24 protein-coding genes and 1 other RNA gene are annotated in these 25,966 nt (G+C 42.2%); 6 read left to right on the top strand and 19 right to left on the bottom strand.

Annotation, left to right across the window (positions count from 1 at the left end):
- Window positions 1–16: 16 nt before the first annotated feature.
- The 3 genes from RV00_RS13815 to RV00_RS13805 all read right to left on the bottom strand — a co-directional run bounded on the left by RV00_RS13815 (window position 17) and on the right by RV00_RS13805 (window position 5,676).
- Window positions 17–1,423, bottom strand: a complete 1,407-nt coding sequence (locus RV00_RS13815) for an MDR family MFS transporter (protein WP_071863142.1) — start codon at window positions 1,421–1,423, stop codon at window positions 17–19.
- Between the two features lie 173 nt (window positions 1,424–1,596).
- A complete protein-coding gene (locus RV00_RS13810; RefSeq protein WP_071863141.1) occupies window positions 1,597–2,064 on the bottom strand; it encodes a MarR family transcriptional regulator in 468 nt (155 codons plus the stop codon).
- A 63-nt stretch (window positions 2,065–2,127) separates the two neighbouring features.
- Entirely contained in the window at window positions 2,128–5,676 is a 3,549-nt protein-coding gene (locus RV00_RS13805; RefSeq protein ID WP_071863140.1) for an autotransporter outer membrane beta-barrel domain-containing protein, read from the bottom strand.
- Between the two features lie 120 nt (window positions 5,677–5,796).
- On the opposite strand from RV00_RS13805, the gene ssrS reads away from it, so the two are divergent.
- The 3 genes from ssrS to RV00_RS13790 all read left to right on the top strand — a co-directional run bounded on the left by ssrS (window position 5,797) and on the right by RV00_RS13790 (window position 6,870).
- Window positions 5,797–5,990: non-coding RNA, 6S RNA (gene ssrS, locus RV00_RS13800), on the top strand.
- A gap of 67 nt (window positions 5,991–6,057) precedes the next feature.
- Window positions 6,058–6,342 carry a hypothetical protein gene (locus RV00_RS13795; protein ID WP_071863139.1) on the top strand — a complete coding sequence of 95 codons (285 nt, stop codon included), beginning with the start codon at window positions 6,058–6,060 and terminating at the stop codon, window positions 6,340–6,342.
- Between the two features lie 57 nt (window positions 6,343–6,399).
- Window positions 6,400–6,870 (top strand): universal stress protein, encoded by a 471-nt coding sequence (locus RV00_RS13790; RefSeq protein ID WP_071863138.1) that lies wholly within the window; start codon window positions 6,400–6,402, stop codon window positions 6,868–6,870.
- 99 nt (window positions 6,871–6,969) lie between these two features.
- Here RV00_RS13790 and RV00_RS13785 read toward each other — a convergent pair whose 3' ends face one another.
- Window positions 6,970–7,323 carry a fluoride efflux transporter FluC gene (locus RV00_RS13785; protein ID WP_071863137.1) on the bottom strand — a complete coding sequence of 118 codons (354 nt, stop codon included), beginning with the start codon at window positions 7,321–7,323 and terminating at the stop codon, window positions 6,970–6,972.
- Window positions 7,324–7,325: 2 nt separating this feature from the next.
- Window positions 7,326–7,700 (bottom strand): fluoride efflux transporter CrcB, encoded by a 375-nt coding sequence (crcB, locus tag RV00_RS13780; protein ID WP_071863136.1) that lies wholly within the window; start codon window positions 7,698–7,700, stop codon window positions 7,326–7,328.
- 135 nt (window positions 7,701–7,835) lie between these two features.
- On the opposite strand from crcB, the gene RV00_RS13775 reads away from it, so the two are divergent.
- The gene (locus RV00_RS13775; protein ID WP_071863135.1) at window positions 7,836–8,510 is read left to right on the top strand and encodes an HAD family hydrolase; all 675 of its coding nucleotides are present in this window, start codon (window positions 7,836–7,838) and stop codon (window positions 8,508–8,510) included.
- 50 nt (window positions 8,511–8,560) lie between these two features.
- Here the strand turns inward: RV00_RS13775 and RV00_RS13770 are convergent, their stop codons facing one another.
- Genes RV00_RS13770 through RV00_RS13755 form a run of 4 tightly spaced genes read right to left on the bottom strand, consistent with a single transcriptional unit; the run spans window position 8,561 to window position 10,774 of the window.
- Window positions 8,561–9,106: a cysteine hydrolase family protein gene (locus tag RV00_RS13770; protein WP_071863134.1), complete on the bottom strand. Its 546-nt coding sequence runs from the start codon at window positions 9,104–9,106 to the stop codon at window positions 8,561–8,563.
- Window positions 9,107–9,159: 53 nt separating this feature from the next.
- The gene (locus RV00_RS13765; RefSeq protein WP_071863133.1) at window positions 9,160–9,852 is read right to left on the bottom strand and encodes a 5'-methylthioadenosine/adenosylhomocysteine nucleosidase; all 693 of its coding nucleotides are present in this window, start codon (window positions 9,850–9,852) and stop codon (window positions 9,160–9,162) included.
- Window positions 9,853–9,872: 20 nt separating this feature from the next.
- Window positions 9,873–10,157, bottom strand: coding sequence for a cell wall synthase accessory phosphoprotein MacP (gene macP, locus RV00_RS13760; protein WP_071863132.1), 285 nt, complete (start codon window positions 10,155–10,157; stop codon window positions 9,873–9,875).
- Window positions 10,158–10,204: 47 nt separating this feature from the next.
- Entirely contained in the window at window positions 10,205–10,774 is a 570-nt protein-coding gene (locus tag RV00_RS13755) for an NUDIX hydrolase (RefSeq protein WP_071863131.1), read from the bottom strand.
- Window positions 10,775–11,079: 305 nt separating this feature from the next.
- On the opposite strand from RV00_RS13755, the gene RV00_RS13750 reads away from it, so the two are divergent.
- The gene (locus tag RV00_RS13750; RefSeq protein WP_071863130.1) at window positions 11,080–11,736 is read left to right on the top strand and encodes a 5-bromo-4-chloroindolyl phosphate hydrolysis family protein; all 657 of its coding nucleotides are present in this window, start codon (window positions 11,080–11,082) and stop codon (window positions 11,734–11,736) included.
- A gap of 121 nt (window positions 11,737–11,857) precedes the next feature.
- Window positions 11,858–13,048, top strand: coding sequence for a toxic anion resistance protein (locus tag RV00_RS13745; protein ID WP_071863129.1), 1,191 nt, complete (start codon window positions 11,858–11,860; stop codon window positions 13,046–13,048).
- Window positions 13,049–13,126: 78 nt separating this feature from the next.
- On the opposite strand, the gene RV00_RS13740 is transcribed toward RV00_RS13745, so the two are convergent.
- The 10 genes from RV00_RS13740 to RV00_RS13695 form a co-directional block, all read right to left on the bottom strand.
- Entirely contained in the window at window positions 13,127–13,990 is an 864-nt protein-coding gene (locus RV00_RS13740; RefSeq protein WP_071863128.1) for a GRP family sugar transporter, read from the bottom strand.
- Window positions 13,991–14,065: 75 nt separating this feature from the next.
- Window positions 14,066–15,088, bottom strand: a complete 1,023-nt coding sequence (gene sapS / locus RV00_RS13735; protein ID WP_071863127.1) for a two-component system sensor histidine kinase SapS — start codon at window positions 15,086–15,088, stop codon at window positions 14,066–14,068.
- Between the two features lie 11 nt (window positions 15,089–15,099).
- Window positions 15,100–15,771, bottom strand: coding sequence for a two-component system response regulator SapR (sapR, locus tag RV00_RS13730; protein ID WP_071863126.1), 672 nt, complete (start codon window positions 15,769–15,771; stop codon window positions 15,100–15,102).
- 111 nt (window positions 15,772–15,882) lie between these two features.
- Entirely contained in the window at window positions 15,883–16,236 is a 354-nt protein-coding gene (locus RV00_RS13725; protein ID WP_071863125.1) for an iron-sulfur cluster biosynthesis family protein, read from the bottom strand.
- Window positions 16,237–16,320: 84 nt separating this feature from the next.
- Window positions 16,321–17,814 carry a phosphohexomutase domain-containing protein gene (locus tag RV00_RS13720; RefSeq protein WP_071863124.1) on the bottom strand — a complete coding sequence of 498 codons (1,494 nt, stop codon included), beginning with the start codon at window positions 17,812–17,814 and terminating at the stop codon, window positions 16,321–16,323.
- A gap of 120 nt (window positions 17,815–17,934) precedes the next feature.
- Window positions 17,935–20,361, bottom strand: coding sequence for an HAD-IC family P-type ATPase (locus RV00_RS13715; protein ID WP_084133309.1), 2,427 nt, complete (start codon window positions 20,359–20,361; stop codon window positions 17,935–17,937).
- Window positions 20,362–20,469: 108 nt separating this feature from the next.
- The gene (locus RV00_RS13710; RefSeq protein WP_071863123.1) at window positions 20,470–20,976 is read right to left on the bottom strand and encodes a GNAT family N-acetyltransferase; all 507 of its coding nucleotides are present in this window, start codon (window positions 20,974–20,976) and stop codon (window positions 20,470–20,472) included.
- 193 nt (window positions 20,977–21,169) lie between these two features.
- Window positions 21,170–22,114 carry a 3'-5' exoribonuclease YhaM family protein gene (locus RV00_RS13705; protein WP_071863122.1) on the bottom strand — a complete coding sequence of 315 codons (945 nt, stop codon included), beginning with the start codon at window positions 22,112–22,114 and terminating at the stop codon, window positions 21,170–21,172.
- On the bottom strand, window positions 22,111–24,741 hold the full coding sequence (locus RV00_RS13700) for an ATP-binding protein (RefSeq protein WP_071863121.1): 2,631 nt from the start codon (window positions 24,739–24,741) through the stop codon (window positions 22,111–22,113). The genes RV00_RS13705 and RV00_RS13700 overlap by 4 nt, the downstream gene beginning before the upstream one ends.
- A complete protein-coding gene (locus RV00_RS13695; protein ID WP_071863120.1) occupies window positions 24,731–25,912 on the bottom strand; it encodes a metallophosphoesterase family protein in 1,182 nt (393 codons plus the stop codon). Before RV00_RS13695 ends, RV00_RS13700 begins: the two co-directional genes overlap by 11 nt.
- Window positions 25,913–25,966: the final 54 nt, after the last annotated feature.

Raw genomic sequence — 25,966 nt, 5'->3', positions numbered from 1 at the left:
TCAAGGTTAGAGTAATCTAACTTTGAGGGTCATTCGTTTTATTTGTTAGAAAGAGGCTAGGAAGAAAGATCAAAGCCAGAACGATGACTGACACCAGAAAGCCCGCATGATAGGCAGACAATTCGTGAGCGATCGTTGGCTGTGCGCCTTGCAATACCGTAGCCACGACGGTTGCGATCATTGCGGAACCGAAGCTTGATCCAAGATTTTCAATGATATTGATCCCTACACCGGCGTCCGGCAATTCTTCATCCGCCAATCCGGTATAGGCATCGCTTGTTAACGGCAAATTGATGCCGCCAAAACTGGTCCCGCGAATAAACAGGATCAAGGCGATCCAAACCATACTGGTTTGATTTGTGACGAAAACTAGCGGAATCGTACCAATCAGCGAAATAATTAAACTAACGATAACAACATACTTAGCGCCAAGCTGATCGATGAGTTTACCGATTAAAGGTCGAGTCACTAACATTCCCAAACCTTGGGGAATTAATGCGATTGCTGCCTCCATCGCGGAAAAATGTCGGAAGTTTTGAAAGAACAAGGGTAAGATCAGCATAGGACCCATAATAGCGATATTGGCAAAGAATAAACCGATGCTAGATGCCGTAAAGCTTCGATGAGAAAAAATTGTCAGCGGCAAAACTGTCTGATGCCCTCTGCGATGATCATAGAAAATATAAGTCACAAGCAACAACAAACCGACACCCGTCCAAATCAAAGATTCGCTATTCTTGAAGGTCGCATGATCCGCGGCCTTGGTAATGCCATAAATCAAGGCGGCACTCATAACCGACAAATCAAGAATGCCAAAAATATCCAGCTTGCTTTCGCGATTAAAAGGCTCAAAGCTTGGCAAGGTCCGCAGCATTAATGGTGCCGCGATCAAAACGATAAACACATTAATGAAAAAGATCCAACGCCATGAAGCCGCCTGTACGATAAAGCCGCCGAGAACTGGACCAAGGATTGGGCCAAAAATCATTGGCGTACTGACGATCGCCATGACCCGTCCGATATTTTCTGGACCGGCCGTTTTGACTAGTAGCGTTGACATCAAAGGTGTGATAATTCCTGCACTAAAGCCTTGCAGCAGACGAAAAACAATAAAGCTAGTAACACTCCAGCTGATGCCGGCAAGAATCGAAGTGAAGCCGAAAAGAATCACCGCGGCGATAAAAATTTTTTTACCGTCAAAATGATTCATCAACCAACCGGCAATCGGAACGGCGATGGCTAAAGCCAAAACGTAGCCAGTGATTGCCCATTGAATAATGGTAAGGGTCGTATGAAAATTTTTGGTTAATTGATCGATGGCGATATTTACCATCGTTGAGTCTAGCATAGGAGCAATCGCACCCAGGGCAATCGCCCAGGCTGCCGATAATACTTCTTTAGGTAATTTATTTGATTGATTCATAGAAGATTCCTTTCAAGAATAAGTAATTGATCGTCAGTAAATTTTTCTAGCTGCAGCGTGAAAACAAACTGTTTTTTTATTTCCTTGGAAACAATACTACCTATTTGTTTCCTTGTCAACAAAAATAAATCAAAAAATAAACAGCCTCTAAAAAATTGAGACTGTCCATCTGCTTAATTGATCGTAAGACCTTGCTTTTTTATTTCCGCTTCTAAATGTTGGTTGTACCGCTTTAAAAAAGTTAAAAAAGCATCGTACTGCTCCTCGGTAACAGGTGCGAAAACGTCTTTATCTCGTTCTTCAAATTCTTTGTGGAGCTGCTCATGAATGTTAAAAACTTTTTCGCCTTCTTCAGTCAGCTTAAAATAGATTTCTTTTTTATTGTCCGCCTTTTGATAGCTTTCGATGTATTTTTTTTTCAACATTTTTTTAGTCAGCTTACTGATCGCGCCGCGGGTCATATACATCGACTCCGCCATCTTCGTGACATTCGGATCTTGATGCTTGCCAATAAATTCGATGCAGTGAACCTCGGACGCCGTATAACCAGCTAACGCCGTTTCCATCTTGACCTTATCCAGCCACGCCCGTTTGTTAAATACTTCGCTGAAGCCTTCAAGGACCTCTTCTCTTTTGTTCATGAATCTTCCTCCTAGTGAGTGCACTCTCATTCTAGGATAATTTTGTTTCTTTTTCAACAAAATTCATTCAACCTTCGTTGTTAAGCGCCAGTGAAAGGTCAGAGCATGTTTTCCTAGCTTTTGCCTGCCTTGTGGAACGGTTAAAAAAATGCCCTTTCTTTGATTCCAATCGTCAAAGGCTGTTCTTAAAGATCCCGTTTGGTTAAAAACCAAAACTTCCTCATTCAACGGATAACTTGTTTCCGCCTCTTGAAAAAATATTTCGCCCACTTCACTAGTGTCGGCTTGCAGCGTTAATTGCCACGGCTGCTGGTTTTGACGAGTATCTTCTACGATCAACTCGCCCTTTATTTTTGGATAAAAACGTGTCGCTTGACCGATTGACTGTTGACCAAAATTTAATTCTGACGGGACAGATACTAGTTTTAGTGTTCCTAGCGTCGGCATATAGGTAGCCGATACTTGATAATAATAGCTCTCTATCGGTTGCCAACTAGACTCGCTAATTTGATTCACTGTCCCGTCACTACTGTGGATTTCTGCCTTTAGGAAGGAAGAATGGTCTTTTCCTATAAAATGCACTGTCGGCTGAAGTTTTGTTTCTCCCGGAATAATCAATTCACCACTATACTCGTCGCCACTTCCCCATACTTTTAACGGTAGAGGTTGATTATTAGGCTGCAAGGGCAAGTCGTGAATAATTTTCCCTTGTTGATCGACTGCTTGATAGTCAATGATTGTGGCCGCCACCGCTAGCCCCATTTCTCCATTGGTATCGCCCGTGTACACCTGTCCGGCAGTATCGAAGCCGATAAAGTTCGTCGGCGTTAACAGACCTTCGTTTCCAGCAAACTGCATAATGGCAAACCCTTTTTGCTGGTCAAAATAATCTCCTTGGACTTTTTGCGGCATTTTTTCATTTAAAAGACGCCAAGTCAGCTTTGTTGTGGGGTCCAATTTTCGTAAATGTATCGCTGAAGCCTCAGCAGGAGAATGAAGTTCAGCATTTTTGGCTGCCGCTAGACTGCCGGTTTTTAATTCATTTACCGCTAAACAAGCGCCTTCAGATAGAGTAAGCTCACCGAACTGATGGTAATGAGTCGCAAAATTCTCATTCGTAGCCCCATAAGCATTTTTCATTGTCTGCAGCGATACACGGCTGTTTTCTAAAACAGTCGCTTGAGTGAAATTATATATTTCTTCAACTGCTAATTCCTTTTGCGACGCACCTAACTGTAGCAAAATTTCAGCCGTACTGTTGGCAATCAAGCGATTCGAAAAGGTCGGATCGCCGCTGCCGATAATTTTTCCAATTGATCCTGCCGCCTGAACATCCAGTACAACTTCGTGGAGCAGGCGACCGGCATAACTATTTTGGATCATCCCTTGAATCAAAGAAAAATGACCGTTGGGGGCGTTCACTGTTAAATCTAGCTGTGGACTGATTAGCTCTTTCGCGGCTGTTCCCCCATCCCCCAATAATTCAATTTCCGAGAAAGCTTTGGTCGTGGCGATTTCTAATGATACCTGCTTGTTCACCCCACCAATACTATTTTTTTGTGTTGCCTTTTTAGGACGAGCGGCACTGATACTGATACCCGTCTCCAACTCAACCGCGTCTTTTATTACTAAAGAAACATTCCCGCTAATCATGCCTTCGTTAGCCACCCCGCCGATAATTTGAGTGTCGGCCTTCCCCTTTTTGATATGGCCGCCAATGATGATCGTGGCTGCATTTCCATCAATCAAATGATTAGAATTCGCACCAAAAGTAGCAGCAATCTGCCCGTCAAACTCGCCACCAGAAATTTCTGTTCGCAAGTTTCCAATTAAACGGCGATCTAGTCTCCCGCCAGCAACCGCATAGGTTTCTACCTTACCACCGGATATTTTTAACGAGCTGTCCCCATAAATTCGGTAACTTGTTTGACCAGCACCACAAATTTGGCTGACTTGACCACCGGCTAAGTCAGCCTCACTAGTCCCATCTAAGATTCCGCTAAAATTTCCACCGTAGGCAAAATTCACTAAGGCTTGTTTGATAACTAATTGAGTCGTACCTTTAACATAGAGGGTATTTTCCCAATTATTTTTATTATCACCACCTCCAGCTGCCACGTTAAAGCCATAATTAGAGCCCGCACTTAGACTATCAGGTAAAAAATTTGGATTGATTCCCAGTTCTTGCGCCCGCTGACCCCAACGTTTGCTGTAAACCAAGCTGTTTTCTCCTAAGACCAATCGAACCTTTCCATTGATCAAACCGGCAAAGCCCGCTCCGCAAATATTTTTATCTCTGCCAGCCCCATCACTCACACAACCGCCTAATAATCGCGTCGTTACATCCCCCGCCACATAAAAAGCCGTCTTTTCTCTTGCCATTGAAAAACGCTCAGCCGCGGTTAATTGATCATATGCCGCTTCTTCAGAGGTAACGTTTAACGGATCGGTCAGCTCTACACTTGGCGGAAAATTTACGGAATTGGTCAAGCTTGCTTTTTTAATATCCATCCCACCAGCACCATCGATCCGCATGAAAGATCCGCGGCCAAGTGACCCCGCCAAAAGTTGATTGTCGATAGCTCCTGTGATTACACCACCAAACTGATTGCCGCCAACAAAATTCCGTTCTCCTGAAAGAAATTGACTTGTGTCGATCTGTGTCGTGATTGCTTGCGGGATTCCTAGAATTTCCCCGGTTTGTGATCCACCAATCAAATCACCTTTTGTCGAAAAATTGCCAACCCCGTTAAGCCGATTCTGAATTGGTCCAGTCTTGCCAAAAGCGACTCCGCCATAATAATTCCCCAGTACAAAATTCGTTGAAGCGCCGTTGATTTGATTGCTGATTGTTCCGTTGACTGTCGCTGGTTCACCATCAGCTCCGATACCGCCACCATAATAAACAGCTAACGCTCCGTTTAACCCATTTATTTCAGTAGTTACATTTCCGAAGATCGTTCCTCTTAACGATCCACCGCATAATTGTGTGAGATTGCCTGTCAGGTTCGTAATTCTTGTCTCAACCGTCCCGGTTAGATTTCCCAATTCGTTCCCGCCACAGATTTGCCAGTCGCCGCCGGTAACCTGATTAAAAATAATTTTCGGATCGCCAACTAAGTCGTGATTACTACCACCGAATAGTTCCGTCTTTCCGAGATGCTGAATGGACTCGAAGACTAATGGATGACCATTGCCATAAATTTTTGATGCTTGTAACGTCAATTGGTTCAATTGAAGGGCTTGACCAAAAAAACAACTTTCCGGCAAGCTCAAAATCACAGCTTGATCTATACCTTTAAACGTTAATGAATTCGGAACACTGGTAAAATTAATCGTCTCTAATGTAGGATTTTCTTGAACCTCCGGCGTACCGACAGTTGTAGCCGTTAAATCCAAATCCCCCTCTAACTGGATGGTATAACTTTGCTTGGGATCTGTTTGATAGATTGCCCAAAGCAATTCTTGCAAACCGGCAGGACTAGCAGGAAATTTACTATTGGCTCCGATTGATGGCGTTAGCTCCAGTTCAGCGGCTTCGGTCTTTGTAGGAAGGCCTAAAAATAAGAAAATAAGGATAGCAATTAAAAAATAGTCGATTTTTTTTGACATATTATCCTCCTTTTTTATACAATATACGTATAGAAGACGTAAACATTTTGGGCTAACGAATGTTTTATATCAGAGCCCCATTCATTGCGTCTCGATTATGACTATGCTATGATTGAGATGGAAATTCTGTGATGTGCGCGTTGCCTATTTCAGTGTTGACCGAACATTTTTATTGATATCTTGGGATCCGTCTTGTGTCAAAGTTGGTAACATGCCTTTTCATTTGGTAGTTCGATACTTAGACCATGGAACCCACCTGCTGTATCTTGCGGGATCAATACTATCGGGTGAATAACGGCATCGACGGAATTTTCCATTTTTTTATGGAATGAAAGCAATTTGCGTACTGCAAATTGCTTTTTGTTATATTGGGGGAAGAAAATGATTCGGATATTATTATTTTTACTTGCACTTATTTTATTGCTTTGCAGCTATTACTTAATCAAAAAACCTCAAGGCTTTCTACTTTTGTTTAGTAAAGAGGAACAAACAGAATCCCTCGGATTTTTGCGTCGCTTCGGGTCGATCTATGCTGTCCTCGGTGTGATGGCGATCATTATCGGCATTATGAACAATCGGACGTATTCCATGATGTATTTAATTTTACTTTTAGTTGTAGCCGCGGTTTTCGCACTCTTGATGGGCGCAAAAACAAAAAAAGACTAACAGTACCATTTTTTCAGTATTTGTTTTAAAATAAGATGTGAAAAGGAGTTGAGAACGATGGAACAACAATATAGTAAAATCATGGTTGCAGTCGATGGTTCGAATGAAGCAGAATTAGCTTTTAGAAAAGCGGTAAACGTCGCGAAACGGAATCAAGCAGAATTGTTACTGGCACACGTGATTGATACACGAGCATTTCAAACCGTTTCCTCTTTCGATAATGTTTTAGCTGAACAAGCAACTGATATGGCTAAACAAACATTAGACGACTATGAAGCAGAGGCTAAAAAAGACGGCGTGGAACACATTAGCAAAGTCATTGAATATGGTGCTCCGAAAGTTATGATCGCCAATCAAATTCCTGAAAACAATCAAATTGATCTCATCATGCTAGGTGCCACCGGTTTGAATGCTGTGGAACGTTTATTTATCGGATCAGTCTCCGAATACGTCATTCGCAACGCTGGCTGTGATGTATTAATCGTAAGAACCGACTTAGACAACAAAATTCCTGAAGAAGAGGAATAAAATTAGCTAACTTGTATAAGTTAAAAAATACCCCATCAACTCTCGAGTTGATGGGGTATTTTGAATTTAAATCGATCCTGTTAACTAATTTATTTCTTATTATATTTTCGACCCAATCACGATCCCAATAAAACTCAACAGCAAGCCTAGGCCATAGGAGCCAATCAAATAGCGATAAAACATCAACCGGTCATTGTTCCAAAGGACGAATAGCTCAAAATTAAAGGTAGAAAAAGTCGTATAGCCCCCCATCACTCCTGTCCCTAAAAAAAGATACATGGAATTGGACAAGTGCAAGCCAAAGAAAATCCCTAATAACAAACTACCAGTCAAATTAATAAAGAAGGTCGATCTTGGCAAACGCTTCGTTTGAGATTCAAAATAATTGTTTAAGGTGAAACGTAGCATCGCGCCTATTGCCGCACCGCTGCCAACTAATAAAGTCTCAGTCATCGCTAAGCCGCCTTTCTATGATAGATGGCTTCACCTAAAAAGGTCATCGCTAAGCCACCGACAAAAGACAAAACTAAGTAAAGAAAGGCCAAGCCGATTTGATCCGCTTGGACCAATTTCATCGTGTCTAAAGCAAAAGAAGAAAACGTCGTCAGTGCCCCGCAAAAGCCAACGCCAACGCCTAAGACCAAACGTCCCGAAATATCGATATCATTCATAATATGTTTAACAACCCAGCTAAAAATAAAGCAGCCGATTAAATTTACTGCAAGCGTTCCAATCGGAAAGCCCCCAGCCGCTGGCAAAAAAACACCTAACCAGTAGCGGGCAGAACCGCCGATAAACGCACAAAGAGCAATGACTAAATAGTCTAGCATTCAATTCATCTCCATCAATTCATTCTTTAACACTATAAAACGATTAAAATAAAGATGCAAATGATGCTATCTTTTCATCTTCTTTTTTCAAAAAGTGCTAAACTAAGACTATCAATAAAAAAGCGAGGGCAACACATGCAAGGGATACTTTTCGACTTTAACGGAACGATGTTTTTAGATTCCGATCTTCATGAGGAAGCTTGGATCAATTTGATCAAAAAATATTCAAAACAAGAATTGAGTGAAGCCGACATTATTCACTCGATTCATGGAAAAACCAACGATATTATTTTACGTCACTTTATTTCTGCCGACTTAACGGATGAGCAAGTGGAACAGTTATCCGATGAAAAAGAAGCTTATTATCGTGAACGCGTTCTGGCTCATCCTGAGAGAATCCATTTTACAAAAGGCTTAGAAGCAGCATTGGATACACTAAAGGCTAACCAAATCCCCATGACGATCGCCTCTGCTTCACCCAAGGTTAATATGGATTTTTATTGGGAAACTTTTGCTTTGGCCAAATGGTTTGATCCTGAAAAAATCGTTTATCATAATGGAACATTTCCCGGTAAACCCGCGCCGGATATCTTTTTGATCGCGGCTAAAAAAATTGAGCTAGCACCAGCGGATTGTTTAGTCATTGAAGACTCTTACTCTGGATTACAAGCCGCACAACGGGCGCAAATTGGAACGATCGTCGCCATCGATCCTTTTGGTAAAAACCGCGGAATTTTTGAAGCAGAAGGATTAGCAAAAGATGGTGTGATCGAAGACTTTACCAACTTTATCTCGACCTATGTAAAATAAAAACTGTCCTCCATCTTCCTCTATGCAAGGTGGGGAACAGTTTTTTTCTTTTAAATAATAGTTGCGCCTAACGTATTTTTAAAATGCGTCAAGGCCCACGCATGTCCAGTAGGATCAAAGCTGGCTACCGCTTGTTCCGGGATCATTAATTGATAGCCGAGGTTGTAAGCATCCACCGCCGTATGAAGAACACAAATGTCAGTACAGACACCCGTCAAACAAAGCTCCGTAATCCCCCGCTCCCGCAAACGAATATCTAAATCTGTTCCGCTAAAAGCTGAGTAATGCCGCTTGTCCAGCCAATAGATCGTCTCAGCTGATTGATTCCCTTGATAAAAATCTGCCAAGGAGCCATATAACTTGCGACCGCTTGTTCCAATCACATTGTGCGGCGGAAACAATTTATTTTCCGGATGGTATTGATCATTAGGGTCGTGCCCATCAATGGCAAAGACGACGAAATCACCGTGTTCAAAATATTTTTTGGTTAAGTCAACCAACTCTGTTTCAATAGCTTGACCGGCTTTCCCAGTCGTTAACTTCCCATCTGTCGCTACAAAGTCATTAGTATAATCAATTGAAAGTAAAGCCCGCATGGATTCTTCCCCCTAGTCAAATTTTTACTAATTTAATCTGTCGTCGTTGTTAATTAAACTAAATGGTTAACAAATTCTGTGACTAATTGTGCAGATAACGTCCCAGTCCGATTAACAAACTCTTCATGTGTCTCCGTTGCTTCCCCATCCGCTGTATCACTAATTGCTCGTACAATCAAAAAGGGAATACCAAATTGTGCAGCGGTATGTCCGATGGCAGCCCCTTCCATCTCCACTGCCAAGGCATCCGGAAAGGCCGCTTTGATTTCATAGATTTTTGAGGCGCTGCTGACAAAACTATCGCCAGAAACAACTAAGCCTACTTGAGCCTGCTGATTCATTTTTTTGCTGGCTTCCAGCATTTCGCTCTTCAAATAGGTTGAGCTTTCAAAATAAAGCGGCATGCCGGGAACTTGTCCAATATGATAGCCAAAAGTTGTCGCATCGACATCAAAGTACGCTACTTTATCTGCGATCACTATATCTCCTACTGCTAAGCCGGTGCCAATCCCACCTGCTGTTCCGGTATTGATGACCATGTTGACTTTGTATTGTTGGATCAAAACAGACGTAGTAATAGAAGCTAAAACTTTTCCGATCCCTGACTGTACCACGATCACTTCATGATTTCCTAGACTCCCTGAAATAAATAAAGCTCCTGATTGCTCCCATGATACAGGATGACCCAAGCTTTCTCTTAATGCTTTGACCTCCGGCTCCATCGCGCCGATAATTCCAATTTTCATCGTTCTTTCCCTCCAATTAATTAAATAAAGAATACCGCCAGCATTACTACAATTAATAGTAATAAAACAAAAATGATCGCTTTATTCAAAAAACTGCCACGTTCTTTTTGTTTGGCCCGCTCGCTACTGCGACTCTTGGTGACCGGCTTATTCTTTTTTAGTTCTTTACGATACACACTGCTGATTTCTTTTTGCTTTTTTTCATACACTCGTTCAGCTGCTTGCCGTTGTTCCTCGGCCAAGCGTTCTTGCGCTTCTTTGCGCTTTCTCATTTCGCTGCGCGTCACCAGAGGTGATTTACTCATGCGCATCCTCTCCTCCCAAGTAAAAGTGGAACGAACATCCTCTTTTTTTAATTTTCACCTTTACAGATCAACAATTCCCAATAATTGACCGCAAAAATAGTCTTCGCGTCGCAAATAGCCCCATCGACGATCGCTTGCTTCGCTTCTTCCAAAGTCAGTTCATATAATTCTAAAACTTCATCCTCATCTTGCGGCAACGGGTTTTCGACTTTAACCAATTCTGTAGCGGCATAAATATATAATTTTTCATTGGAAAAGCCGGGAGATAAATACATTTCATTTACATAGGTCAACTTCTCGGTTGTAAAGCCCGTTTCTTCTTCCAATTCCCGCAGCGCGGTTTTTTCAGGGTGCTGGCCTTCGCCCGGATCGATTTTTCCAGCTGGAATCTCTAAAACTACTTTTTCTAACGGCTTACGAAATTGCTTGACCATGATTAGTTTGTTTTCTTTCGTAATCGGAATGATGCCGACACCGCCATGATGAAAAACCAGCTCACGCTTGGCTGTTCCTCCCATCGGTAACGCTACCTCATCCAAATATACTTCGATGATCTTTCCCTTAAACAATTCTTTACGATTGATTGTTTTTTCTTCGAAATCTTTATACTCTAACATAACAACAACCTTCCCTCTTTTTTCATCTTAAGGAATTAATTTTTCGTGGAAAAATTAGTTCTATGTCAAGCCGCAGACCGTTCTATGGCGCTTCTGAAAGAAGTATCAGAACAGGTCAGCAACCTTTTCTCGACGGTTCTGCCTTATTGTATCACAGAAATTTCTTACGTTTTTTCTAAATATGAAAAATCCATCTTTAGTCCCATACTAATTCTATAGAAATTCATGCTATGATGAGCGTGTAAAGAAATCAAGTATTTTGGATAAATAAATGTGAAGGGTTTTTACAGATTAGGAGGATTATTATGCAAAGAAAACTATTCCCGATAATCATCGCAGCAATCGGTATTCTCTGCTTTTTTGAAGGGGATTTCGGCGACTTTATCGTCTTTTTAATGCTGGCTGTTGGTGGATGGTTAATTTATAGCGGCTTTAAAGGAAGGAAAACGGGTTCTCGTAAAAAAGAAGAAATACCATTTTTGACGAAGGAAAAAGAAGCGTATTACAAAAAAAATGGCATGAGCGAAAGTGAAATCGAACTGTTCCGTGAAACGATGAATCTTTCAAAACAACAAGTTTTACGTTTACAACAGAATATTCAGAAAAGCGCGAAGCTAAAAGCCATTGATTTACGCCACGATACGTTGAAAGCAGCAAAGGCGTTATTCAAAGAATTGGTAAAAGAGCCCACTCGATTACCAGAGGCTAGTCAATTTCTTTATACCCATTTACCGAACATTGTTGATTTGACCGATCATTATGTCGAAATCAACAGTCACGAAGTTAAGTCAAAAGAAGTTTATGGTAAACTAGAAGAAAGTGCGCAGATCATTGATCAAATGGCTGATTTAATCGTGAAGGATTACCAACAATTCGTGTCCGAAGATTTAGAAGACATGGATGTTGAAATCTCCATTGCGAAAAAAAATCTTGACCATGATCCTGATTTGTCAACAAAATAAAACAAAAAGCTAGTTTGTAAAGCTGATTCAATATGCTTTCCCGTTGTAAACAAGTTATACTCTAATTATTAACAAAAAAATCTAGCTTAAGCTAGATTTTTTTCGAACAGGAGGAACCAGAGTGGAACCAGAAAATAAAACACAGACGCAACCAGTTGATAGTACGTTAGACGATTTATTAAGCAATCCTTTTGGCACCGATGCCTTAACCCCGGTTCAGCAGCAGGAACTTTCACATTTGCAGTCGCAGGAACAAGCCGACCGCTTAGTGGACAAATTGCCGGAAGAACGCCAAGCGCAAGCGCGAGAGTTGGCAAAAAAAATCGACGTCAATGATTCGCAAGCAGTCATCAGCTACGGCTCGACCGCTCAAACAAAATTAAGTGAATTCTCGCAATCGATGCTGAATTCCGTTTCATCACAGGACATTGGCCCCATCGGTGATTCATTGAACCAATTAATGTACCGCCTAAACGAAGCCAACCCTGATGAATTACGTGTGGGCGAAGGCAATATCTTCCAAAAAATGTTTGGCAAGGTTAAGCAATCGATTTATGAGATTACTACTAAGTATCAAAAGATCGGTGCTCAAATCGACAAAATCGCTATGAAGCTAAACGTCGAAAAAGACGGATTGTTAAAAGATAACCAGATGTTAGAAACACTTTACAATAAGAATAAAGATTATTTTGATGCTTTGAACATCTATATTGCAGCGGCCGAATTGAAGATTGAAGAAATGAAGCTGACAACGATCCCCGCCGCGACAGAAAAAGCCCAAGCCTCAGGTGATCAAATGGATGTCCAAATCGTAAACGACTATTCACAATTTTTAGATCGCTTAGACAAACGGACTTATGATCTAAAATTGGCACGTCAAATTACGATTCAACAAGCGCCCCAAATTCGTTTAATCCAAAATACGAATCAGGCGTTAGCGGAAAAGATCCAAGCTTCCATCAATACGGCGATTCCTTTATGGAAAAACCAAGTAGCCATTGCTTTGACCTTGCTCCGTCAAAAAGATGCTGTCACAGCGCAGCGTCAAGTATCAGAAACAACTAATGACCTATTGAAGAAAAATTCAGAGATGCTGAAAATTTCAACCATCGAGACCGCCAAAGAAAACGAACGCGGAATCGTGGATTTGGATACTTTACAGCAAACTCAAAACGATCTTGTGGAAACGTTAGAAGAAACTTTACGTATCCAAAAAGAAGGTCGCGAACGTCGACAAGCTGCCGAGATCGAAATTGGTCATATGGAAAGCGATTTGAAACAAAAATTAATGGAATTGAACTCTGGACAATAATCCAGAAAGATCCGATAAAAAATCAGCCTACCGAAATTCGGCAGGCTGATTTTTTTACGTTCTAGTTAATACGTTTTTCTACGCTTTCATATATCCTAACACGACGCCGCCGACAATAATCAGCAGACAGCCGATAATCACATAATACATTTCTTTTTTCGTTTTGTGTTCTCCCAAAAGGAAGATCCCACCCAACGTTGAGATAATGATCCCCATTTGTGACAATGAGAACCCGATGGCTAAACCGATATTTTGGACACTTAGCAGCATACAAACATTCCCGATGCCCCATAATAATCCAGAAGCCATATTGCGCCAGACATAGCGATCGACTTTGGCTTTACGGAAAGCAAAGAAGCTGGCGCCCACTAGCATACCGACACTTTGTGGCAGGATGATCGCCAACGGATTAAGCCCTGCCCATGTGATGATGATCGTATAGACACCATAGCCCAAGGTTGAAAAAATCAGCGCACGAAAGCCCTTGCCGAAGTTCAACATGCCATTATCCGTCTCTACGCCGCTTTCGTCATCTTTGCGAGCCGTTAAATAAGCCCCTAACACTAAGAAAGCTAAAGCAATAAATCCTAAGACAAAATCTTTGGTCTTCGTCCACTCATGAAAGAATACAGCACCGGCGACGGTATTCAAAATTAATTGAAACCCGGTTGAAATGGGCAAGCCCACCGAAACTCCCATGAATTTCATCCCGTGAAATTGACCGTTTTGACCAACCGACCAAAAAAGCCCCGACAAAAAACCGATTAACAAAATCCAACCGCTCATTGCCGGCTGAACAATAAAAAAGGTCACTAATGCAAAGACAAAAGCGCCCATCGTCATTCCTAAGGTTTGCTGATTGGCGTCACCGCCTAATTTTCCGCTTACCAAAGCAATGCTTCCCCACGCCACCATTGGCACTAGGGCAATTAAAATACTCATAACCTTACTCCCTTCAATTCACAACTGGAACAGTTTAGCGAAAAAAAGGAAATTTGGCAATCAAAAACCAAAAATTTAACGTTCTTCATGATAATAATCTAATCGGGGGAAGAACAGGGTCATTGTGGTCCCTTCATTCATCGTCGATTCAGCAGTCAATCCTACACCTAGTTTTTCTGCCAAACGCTTGGCTAAATACAAACCCAGTCCAGTGGAGTGTTGCTGGGCCTTACGACCATTCTCTCCGGTAAAGCCTTTATCAAAAATCCGACCTAAGTCTTCTGGCGGAATACCGATTCCGTTGTCTTGCAGACTCAAGGCGACGCCGCCTCTTCTGACTGCAATCGTAATACTGATCTCGCCATGATTCGGGGTGTACTTAATGGCGTTACTTAGTAGCTGGCGAAAAATGAACTCGATCCATTTCGCGTCGGTTAAGACTTTAGCGTCCTCTTCAGATAAGGTTAATTGTAGATTTTTTTGGATAAAATAGTTAGCTTGACTGCGAATGATGGGTTGGATGATTTTTTTCAAGGAATACTCTTGAATCAAATAATCGTTGACGAATTCATCTGAACGAGAGTAATACAAAATTTGCTCCACGTATTCATCGATTTGCTGGATCTCATTTTGCAGCAGGACAAATTTATCATCAGGAATATCAAATTCAATCGAATTTAAAATCAAATCCACTGCCGCTAGCGGTACCTTGATCTCATGAATCCAAGAATCCATATAATCCTTCTGATCCTTTTGACTATCCAATAATTGCTCCATCGTCAGATGATGTTCCCGCACTTGCCGATTCACATATTCTTGCAACAGCTGCTCTTCGTTGGTGGTCGCTGCAGCTACAAAATGCTGCAAATGGGATTCTTCTTGCTCATCAAAGGCTTTGAACCATTTTTTTCGTCGCTGATAGTCGATCGTGAAAAAAAGAAACAGCAAAAATAATTGTAAAATCAATAAGTAGCTAAGATTTTCCCAAAAGCCCTGCAGCCCAGGCGTCAGCCAAATCATAAAGACTAGCAATAAACTTAACAGTGCCCAGCCGACAAAAACTAGCAGGCGATCCTTTAAATACTTAAAAAATGTCATAGCCGCTCCTTTTACGGGACAATATAGCCTTGTCCGACTTTTGTTTGGATGTAATCATCAATGCCAGCTTGTTCGATTTTACGACGCAAGCGATTGATGTTGACCGTCAAGGTATTGTCATCGACGAAACGCTCATCATCCCACAAAGCCCGTAACAATTTATCGCGGCTCAAAATCTTTCCGTGCTGCTTCATTAAGATAAACAGCAGGCGGTATTCATTTTTACTTAGATCCACTACTTCTCCATTGATCGTCATACTGCTGTTATCAATGTTCAAGCTGATCCCGTTGTGTTCTAATTCCTCGCCGCTTTCTGCGTAATTATAAGAACGACGTAATAACGCATTGATCTTCGCCACTAAAATATCGACTTGGAAGGGTTTGGTAATGTAATCATCCGCTCCCATATTCATCGCCATGATCTGATCCATATTAGTATTTCGGGAAGAAATAAAAATAATCGGAACTTTCGAAACTTCACGAATTTTTTGACACCAATAATAACCATCATAGACTGGCAAATTAATATCTAATAAAACCAGCTGCGGTGCCGCTTGCTCGAACTCGTCAAAGACTTGATTAAAGTCCGTCACTTGAAAAACATCAAACTTCCATTTCGTTAATTCTTCACCAATTAATTGACGGATCACCGCTTCGTCTTCTACGATCATGATCTTTGCCATGCTTCCACTTCCTTCTATCGATCGGCTTTCAAGTTCACTCAATGACTGCTTAAAAGCTTTGTTCTATCATATCAAAGAAAAGTAAAAAAATGAAAGACGATCCTTCTTCTTTTAATTTTTAGTAAAATCAATAAAGCCTAGATTGTCGTCGATCAAGCCGCCTTCTCCAGATAAACTAAAGGTGCTGAGCCGGGGATTGAACTTGATCGTCATCTCTTCCTGCAAATCTTCTTTTGAATAGCCTTTGATCCAAAAATCGCCGACATTTGAAGGAATCGTTTCATCATAATCCGCCTTCTCCATCTCTTGTGAGATAATGTTAATCGAAAATTGTGTCTGCATATGGATCATGGCATGTTGAGAATATGCTCCCACACCATCTTCAAAGGTCAATAGTAATAATTTATCCTTATCTAAATGGCTCAAGACTTTTTCCTTTGCTGCTTCATCAAGTGTAATGTTCATCTTGCTCGCTCCTTTTTAATAAAAAAAATCGCTGCTTCATCTAATGCTTATCATCAGACGAAGGAGCGATTTTTGCAAGCAATTTTACTTGTTTATTTGTTGATCCAGCTTTGTGATATCGACATTGCTTTCTTGTGCTAATAGCTCACGGAAAATAGGCAATTGCCGCTTTATCTGACCGGCTTGGTCATTCTCTACTTGCATCACCAAAAGTGGCTCATGCAAGCTTAAACGTAACAGCATCCAGCCCTTGCCATAAGGATCGTTGACCGAGAAACGAACCCCTTCTTGATTTTCTGGATTTTCCGTGAAGCCGGCGTGCTTTGGTAATTCTTCCCGGAAGCGTTGAATCATTTGCTGTCCGATTGTTTGATACTCTTCTCCGCTGATTGGATAGCGAATTTCTAAGGTCTCGACGGGCTGCTCCAATTCCGCCATTAGATCCGTCAACGCTCGCTGTTCTTTTTGCAGTTTCGGTAAGAGCATCAACACTTTTGCAATCACATAAGCACCATCATCTAAGAAATAATTTTCTTTAAAAGCAGCGTGCGAGCTTGTTTCAATCGCTAACTGGCAATCCGTCCCAGCTGCATTCAACTCAATCGCTTTATTGATCACGTTGCGATAACCGGAAATATAACGATATTGCTGTCCGCCCTTTTCTTCGATAAAAGCTTTTAAATGATCCGAAGTTGGCGAATTCGTCACGATTGTGCTGCCGGGATGCTCCTGCAAAACGATTGCCGCTAAGACCGCGATCAAATTATTACGATTAATCATTTGCCCATCTTTCGAAACGATCGCCGACCGATCGACATCGGTATCAAAGATTACACCGAGATCCGCTTGGTTGTCTAACACGGCCTGCTTGATACTGGCCATGGCTTCTTTATTATCTGGATTGGGAATGTGATTCGGAAAATGTCCGTCCGGTTCTAAAAATTGGGAACCGGTCGTATCTGCACCTAAGACCGCGAGTACTTTATCGGCAAAATAACCGCCCGCCCCATTACCAGCATCGACCACAATTTTCAGGCCTTCCAAAGGCCGATCACTGTCGCTGCCTCGCTGAATTTTTTCTACTAGATCGTCAGCATAACGAGACAATAAATCCGCGGACTTGACGTTGCCCGCCGCTTTTTCTGCCGCTTCGGTATGAGCTAGAATGAAGGCGATATCACTTTTTTCCGCGCCGCCAGCTTGACTGAAGATCTTGATACCGTTGAAATAAAAGGGTAAATGGCTAGCTGTCAACATAATGCCCGCATCACAGGCGAATTCCTCAAACTGAGTCGCCATAAATAAAGCCGGCGTCGTCGCTAAGCCAAAATCCAACACTTCACAGCCCGCCGCTGTAAAAACGTCGATCATCGCCGCTTTTAATTCTGGTCCCGTCAAGCGGCTGTCGTGACCGATTCCGATTTTAAATGGATGTTCGATCCCTTTATCCGTTAACCAATTCAAAATCCCTTGGGCAATCAAACGGACCTGATCCGTCCCCAGATTTTTCATTTTATCCTCTGTCGTGATAGCGATTCCACGAATGTCTGAGCCATTTTGCAATTTCGTTAGTTCCATTACTGCGTCCCTTCTTTCAATCAAATTTTCTTTCTATTGGCCTTTTAGTTCATTATACCAAAAATCCCGAAAAAGAAAGCCTTTTCCGGGATTTTTTATCATTTCATGTATTTAATTTGTTTACAGCACACGTGAAGTCGGATTTTTTTTCGCTCTGCGTTTTTCTTGCCAACGAATGCGCCACGCCACCAACTTGTCCATCACGAAGGTCAAGCCTTTAAACAACCAGTAAATCCCAAAGGTCAAAGGAATCACAAAAAATAAATTGCGGTTCCAAAGCTTGTCGAAGTCAAAAAATTCTCTAAAGAATAAATAGCAGCTGAGATAGGCCGTACTTAAAACCGCGATCAATGCAATTTTTTTCTTGTCTAGTGGGAATGACACTTTATATAAGACTAAAAGACCAACACAGCCGGTTAAAAAGACCGACATCGTCGAAGTGGCTTGATAATCTAAATGAAATAAAAGCGCCGCTAATTGAATAATCATTACCGCGCTCACTACAGTCAACGCGCCAGGTAATGAAACACGGAAAATATTATTCAAGAAATCCCCTTTGATTCGTTCATAGCTTGGTTTTAAGGCCAAGAAGAAGGAGGGAATCCCCACCGTCAAAGCATTGATTGGAGTTAATTGGACCGGCTCGAAAGGATATGGGTTGGTCAGGATCATAAAGATCACCGCCAAGATCAATGAATAAATCGTTTTAACTAAATACATTGAAGCCACTCGTTCAATATTATTGATCACTCGCCGCCCTTCATTTAACACATTTTGCATCCGAGCAAAGTCTGAATCTAGCAAAATAACATCCGCCGCCGCACGAGCCGCACTACTACCATTGGCCATTGCCACGCCAATGTCTGCTTCCCGCAATGCCAAGACGTCATTTACCCCATCTCCGGTCATGCAGACGGTATGATTTTTTTTCAAGGCGTGGATCAAAGACTGCTTTTGCTTCGGCGTCACACGACCAAATACGGTCGTGTGGTTAACCAATGTTGGATAATCGATTGGCTCGTCTAGACTGGACATATCCACAAAGGCTTCTGCATTTTGAATCCCAGCCTTTTGAGCGATTTTTGAAACGGTCAAAGGATGATCCCCAGAAATCACTTTTAATTGGACGTCTTGTTGAACAAAGTAGCCAAAGGTTGCCCGCGCGTTTTCTCTTAAATTATCTGAAATAATCAGCGTCGCCAACAAACGCGGTTCTTCGATCATTTTTTCTTCTAGCAGTCCAGGATACTCGACTAGTACCAAGACCCGCTGACCCGCTTCTAAATAAGGTTGAAGCTTGCTTTGCATTTCTGCTGAAAGCTTTTTGAAAATAAATTCTGGTGCGCCAAAAGCAAAGCTGCCTTGTTCTTTAAAAGTGACACCGCTCCATTTACGAGCGGAAGAAAAAGGCACGACCTTTTCCGCCTGCCACTCATCTCTAGTAGGAAAGGCTTCCCGTAACGCTTTAGCAGTCGCGTTTTGATCCTTTAATTGATTCAATAATGAGCCCATGATAGTATTTAGCCGGCTGTCTGAAATATCTTCTAATAATGCCTCTTCAAATTTCAAGGTACCATCTGTGATGGTGCCGGTCTTATCTAAACAAATCACATCTACCCGTGCCAATGTTTCAATCGACGGCAGCGCCTGAACTAGTACTTTTTTTCTTGCCAAGTTCGCCGCTCCAACCGCGAAGGCGACACTCGTCAATAGCATCAGACCTTCTGGAATCATACTGACTAAAGCCGCAACAGTGCCTAGTACCGCTTGTTTGATCGAATCTGAGGCTTGGTACTGACTATAAAATAAGCCTAGTCCTACTGGAACAATCACGATCGTCAAGACGGCGATCATTCGACTCAACACTTTAGTTAGCTCAGAGCTGCCCGTTTTTTTCGCCTTCGCTTCACTTGTTAATTGCTCCGCGAAGTTTTCTTTTCCCACCGCTGTTCCTTGATAAAAACATTCACCGGCTGTAACGAAGCTCCCGCTGAATAATTGATCTCGCTGACTTTTTTGAACGCGATCCGCTTCGCCGGTCAGTAAGGATTCATCGACTTCGACGCCCTCGCCTACCAATAATTTACCATCCACCGGCACTTGATCGCCGTTGCGTAAATAAAGCACATCGCCTAAGACGATCGCTTCCTGATCGATCTGCTGGAGCTGACCGCTTCTTAACACGACAGCTTTGCTTTTGGCCAAGACGGATAATTTATCGATCGTGTGCTTCGCTCGCAGTTCTTGGATGACCCCAATCAATGTATTAATCACCACTACGCCGAAAAACAACGTGTTTTTTGGTGAGCCCACGAGTAACACCAACAATGCCAAAACGAAGTTCAGTATATTAAAAATATTGATTGTGTTTTCTTTAATAATTTCTTTGTCTGACTTCAGTAAATTTTCTTCCACTTGATTGGTCTGACCTTGTTGGATTTTTTGTTGGACTTCGGCCTCTGTCAAACCAACTAAATCAGCGGGAATCACCACTGTATCAAAGTCAAATTTTTCCTCCACCGTTTGAATGTCTGTTTTTTTCTTCATCCGGTTTCACCTCATCTCATTTGTCGCAAAACACCATTAACAGCGAATTTTTTCTCTATCAGTATCTTAACACGACTTTCATTTTAAGTCGGGACAGAGCCATTTCCCTTATTTTTGAATCGAATACACGTCATGAGGCATGTCCATTCCACGGTAATGTTTGACTATTTTTTGGCGTTGGCTCATCCCATTTCTTTCTGCCACTTTTTTTGAAGCTCGATTCGTGTCACGAATAATCGAAAAAATTTCCTGTACCTGTAGTTTTTCAAAGGCATACTTTTTACACGCTTGCGCCGCTTCAATAGCATAGCCTTGGTGCCAAAATTCGCGCTGAAATAAATAGCCAATCTCTAAAACCTGGTCTGTTTCAACGAGCTGCCACGTCAAGCCGCATTGCCCGATCATTTCTTCCGTTTCTTTTAAAACTACCGCCCATAACCCAAAACCGTCCCGCTGATAATTCATTAATTGCTTATCCAACCAAATTTGAACCATTTGATCATCAAAGGCCCCTTCATATGCCGTCATCGTTTCCTCATCTTGCAAGATTTTTTTTAGAGCAGGCAGGTCCGATTCTTGCAACTCCCGCAGGTATAATCGTTTCGTCTCAATCATCTACGTTTACTCCTAACAACTAGCCTTCACTACAAACAACAAAAGAACCTGTGACAAAAAGCTTGTCACAGGTTCTTTTTACGAATAAACGGTACGACAGAAGTTACTTCTTCGGAAATAAGCCGAAATTTTTTGAAGCTGAACACTGCTATCACAATCTCCTACGTTCCACATTATCGGCGCAGCTGCTACTTTAAATATCTTTTGGAACATAAAAGCTGCGGTTATCCATTCCAAAAATCCGCTCGGTATAGGTGCCTGGCTCCGCGTTTTTGACAGCACTGGAAAGCATCTGCATTGAAGCATCAATGTTGTCGATCTGATGCAAAATCTCGGCCTCCATGATCCGGGGACGAACTGGCGAACCGTATTCTAACAAGCCATGATGAGCAAGCACCATGTGACGTAGAATGACCACATCTTCATCCGCGTCATTAATTTTCAATTCTATGCAGGCTTTGGTGATTTCTTCATCCACTAATACCAAATGACCGACAAGATTGCCCACAACCGTATATTCAGTAGAGGACGGACCGGTCAACTCAATGACTTTTCCTAGATCATGAATGATGATCCCAGCGTATAACAGTGACGCATTCAGCTGCGGATATTCTTTCGCGATCGCTTTACCTAAGCGCAGCATGGTCAATGTATGAAACGCTAAACCACCGGCGAAGGCATGATGGTTCCGTTTGGCTGCCGGAAATTCGAAAAATTCTTTTTGATATTTATTCAGAAGATAGCGAACGATCCGATTCCAATGAGCGTTCGTAATTTCAAATAAAGTCTGATTAATTTCTTCTTCCATCTCTTCACGCTTGATCGGTGCCCGTTCCATATATAAAGCCGGATCATTAGGCTCCTCTGGTTTGGTCGTTCGCAAGTGCATGATCTTGACTTGTGGATTGCCTTGATACATCTCCCGCTTCCCTGTTAGTAAGACAACTTGGCCGGCTTTATAGCGTTTGATTTCTTCTTCTGACGCATCCCAAAATTTACCGTCAACTGTTCCTGAAGTATCTTGGAAAGTAAAGGCGATAAATTTTTTCCCATTTTTAGCTAAACGGACATCGGCATTTTTGATCAGTACATACATTTCAAATTGCTCGTCAACCGTTAATTCTTTGATCTTTTTCATCGTTGAACTCCCTTCAATTCCCAGACTGGCTGGTGAAGCTTTTGGTAATAGCTTACCATTTCTTGGTCAGATGACAAACAAATGATTTGATAATTTTCGCTGAATTGCTGTAATAATTTCGCAAATTGATATTTCCGCTGATGATCGTAATGGAGCCAGCCATCGTCTATCATCACTGGACACAAGGGATGGTTTTGCTGCAAAGCTAAATAAGCAAAACGAAAGGCCATCATCACCTGATCTTTCGTCCCGGTGGAAAGATTATAGAGGCTCAACTGATCCACCGTCAATAGTCCTTCAACAAAATCTAAGCGGCTGTGTTCATTATTGGTCAGCAGTTGGAAATAACTAGTCGCTTGCTTTAATAATTCCGGCAGTTGTTGTTCCGACAGCTCTGTCGCGATGTCTTGCAGCAATTGGTTTTCCAGCTTCGCCACCGCATACTCCGTCGTTAATTTTTCAACTAGCGCCTGCTGTTGACTGGCCTGCTGATAAAACGTATCTAAAGTGCCATCAGCTTGCATTTGCTGAATCTGCAAACGGGAGCGTTGTTCTTGTTCTTGCAACTTCAACAGCTCGGCTTCCCCCGTTTGAAGCTCCTGTTGTAAACTACCCAAAGACTGCTCAATTTCTGCCAGGCTAGTCTCTTCAGCAAACAATGGCGCCACGCTTTTCGTCAATTCTTGCAAACGTGTTTGCTTACGGCTAAGCTCTGTTTCCCGCTGTAAAAAGGCTGGGATCTCTGACGGATACGCCAATTGAAATTTTTCCAACAAGCCTTGCTGCTGTTCTAATAATTGTTGCTGCTGCTTTTGCGTTTCATGGATACGCTGTTGCAAGACTGTATTTTCCTGATAAGTCTGAGCAAAACGAATCTGCTCCATTTCCTTCACAAAGGTAGCTAATGTTACAAACTTCTCTGATAAATTTTTTTCATGCAATGGTAACCACTCGGCTAAAAAGTCAAAGCGTTGCTCTTGCTGCATCAACTTTTGACGCAAAGCGGATTGTCGTTCTCCCAGTTCCGCACTAGATTGAAGCTGGGCTAAATAATTTTGAGCTTGTTGATTTTCTTGGATGACCGAAAATTCCTGAACTCCGCTAGTGAAATTTCGTTGCTGCAATTCTTTTTGAATTTGTGCAAGCAGCTGCTGCTCTTTCTGCTGACTCAAAGCATTTTTTTCAGTGATTTCCGCCAGCTGGCCTTCATAAATATCCAACTGGCCTAATTTTTCTTGCCAAGTTCCTTTGTCTGCCGGCTTCTTACGCTTCAATCCGCCGGCGATTCCGCAAACGATTCCCACCACAATCAAAAGGTAGCGAAAGGGTAGTGGCAGTATGAAGGCTACCGCTATTGCTACACCCGCCGCGATCAACAGCCATGGAACATCCTTTTGGGGATTAAAAAGTTCCGGATGCTTTTTTTCGTAGTCATTGAGACTGGCTTCGGCTTGATCACGCTGCTCCTTGACTAAGTGCTGCCGAATTTGTTGTTCTCCAAATATTTTTTGTACCTCTCGTAACGAGGCGAACAGCTGGTGAATCGCTGCCTCATCAGAAAATGGTCGTGGCGGCGTTTGCTGCCACTTTGCCGGAAGTTCACTGGCTTGCGCCAGCTTCACCGCAATCCGTTGCTCTTCATCTAGCATTCGGTTAATAGCGACTTGTTCAGTCAATAATTGCTGAATCTTCGTTTCGTTTTCTAAATAGAAATAGTAACGGGCTGATTCCTGGTTGCCGCTATGCTGCTGCAAGGCGCTGTGTAATTTTTCCTGTTCCTTCATTAATTGCTGGTATTCTTGATAAAATTCCTGTAGTTGTGCTTGCTCCGTCTCAGTCGCTGACAAATCCAGATTCATTTTTTTCAGCGCTAAGAATTCCGCATAGGCAGACCAATTCAGCCGTTGCTGTTCCAAGGCTAGTTGCTGTTCTTGCAGCTGACGATTCTTCCCGGCTTGACGAGACACTTGCAGTTTTTCTTCATCGGCTTGTCGGACTAATTGCTGATAGCCCGCTTCTTGGGCTTCCTTTTCTTTGATCTTTTGTTGCAAGCTTTGATAATTTTGTAATGCTAAATTCAAGGGTTGTTTACGACCACGGGGGCGATAAAGACTTTCATAATTATTTTTCAGCTGCAAACGTTGTTCGAATAATTCATTGCTGCCGGAAAGCCCTAGAGAAATCAACGCCTCATGCAAATTTTCTTCGTTCAGTGTTTCTAATTGCTGCAGTTGTTCTTGTTGAAACGTAAAAACTTGGCGGAACAGCTGAAGGTTTAACGGATAGAGAATTTTTTCCAGCAAGTCTTCTTCTCCTTGTTGACCATCAGCTAGCCAAATCTTCGCCTTGCCTTTATTTTTCGTTTTATACCGCTCAACAGTCACCGTTCCGTAAACTGGATGAACCAGCAGCAAACGGCCGCCAAAGCCGCTGCCATCGTTGGGGGTATAATCTTGACCCTTTTTACGCTTGGTAGGAAAACCGAATAAAATCGCTTGGATAAATTGATACAACGTCGATTTGCCGGCTTCATTCAAGCCGTAAACCAGCTGATTTTTTGCTTCAAATAAAAACGTCTGCTGGCGCCACTTGCCGAAGCTGGTGATCTCCGCTTTTTTAATCCACATCAGCTTCCCTCCTAAATTGATAGCTTTGCGCCATTTTTTCTTTTAATCCTTCGATCGTAGTCGCTTTAAATGCTTGATCCATTAAGCGATGTAGCTGCGGATTTTGTTCCAATTCACTTAGTAAGTCGCTAAATACAGCCGGCTCCTGATAAGTAGCTATTAGCTGATCAATCAAGTTTTTTTCCACCGCCAAATAAGGTCGCGTCACCGGAGCATCAGCTAGTGTCAATTGCCAGAGAAAAATCCCTGAATCGACTTCCTCTTGTAGCGCTTCTAATAATTCTCCTGAAGCAATTTGATAAGCTAACTCATCACCGATCCCTTCTGTCTCACTAAATTCCAAATGTAACAAGGTAGGTAGCTCTGCGGATAATTTTCGCACCAATGAAAAAATTTCTCGTGGTTGCCGTAGACCGGCTAAAGAAATTCTACGTTTTTCCCAACGAATGGCTTCAACCGAAAGTGTCCGGCAACTTAGACGTTTGCCCTGCGATTCCACCAGTGTCACTCCAGCCAAGTTCACTTCTTTTTGGGTATGCCCTTGGGGTGTTCCAGGATAGATCACGTAAGGTTCTTTCGCTAAAACTTGCGGCACATGAATATGTCCCAGTGCCCAATAATCATAGCCTTTTGTTAATAACTCCGATAATTGAACCGGGGCGTAGGGCATTTGTCCGCCATGATAAATTCCAATATGAAAATCGACCGCGCCTTTAACAGGAAAGTCCTCGATCATTGCAGCTTCAATCGTCGGATGCTGATAACTAAAGCTGGTAATCGCAATCTGCTCTCCCGCTTTAGTCACTAGTTGTTTCGTTTCGACTTGTTCATCCACAAATAGTTGGATATTCTCAGGAAAAGCAAACCAATAACGATCTGCTTGATAAAAATCATGATTACCAAAATTCATAAAGACCGGGATCTGCGCTTCTGTTAAGCGGCCCATCTCCTGAAAGAAATAGCGTTGTGTTTTTAATGTGGGGCGATTTTGGTGGAAGGTATCCCCTGCCAATAAAATGAAATCGACCGCTTGATCAATCGCCGCATTAACAATATTTTGCAGCATTTTTTGATTGGCCGCCGTCAGTTCTTGCTGAAAGCCTTCCGGCACCTTCGTCAACCCTTCAAAGGAGCGATCTAAATGCAGGTCCGCTGCGTGTAAAAATTTCATTGCCTCTCCTCCTTATCAATCCAAAGTAGCTAGTAACAGCCTTCTCACTCTTAC

The organism is Enterococcus devriesei (assembly GCF_001885905.1).
GTDB classification, from domain to species: Bacteria; Bacillota; Bacilli; order Lactobacillales; family Enterococcaceae; genus Enterococcus_A; species Enterococcus_A devriesei.
This window is presented reverse-complemented; position numbering and strand designations above follow the sequence as displayed.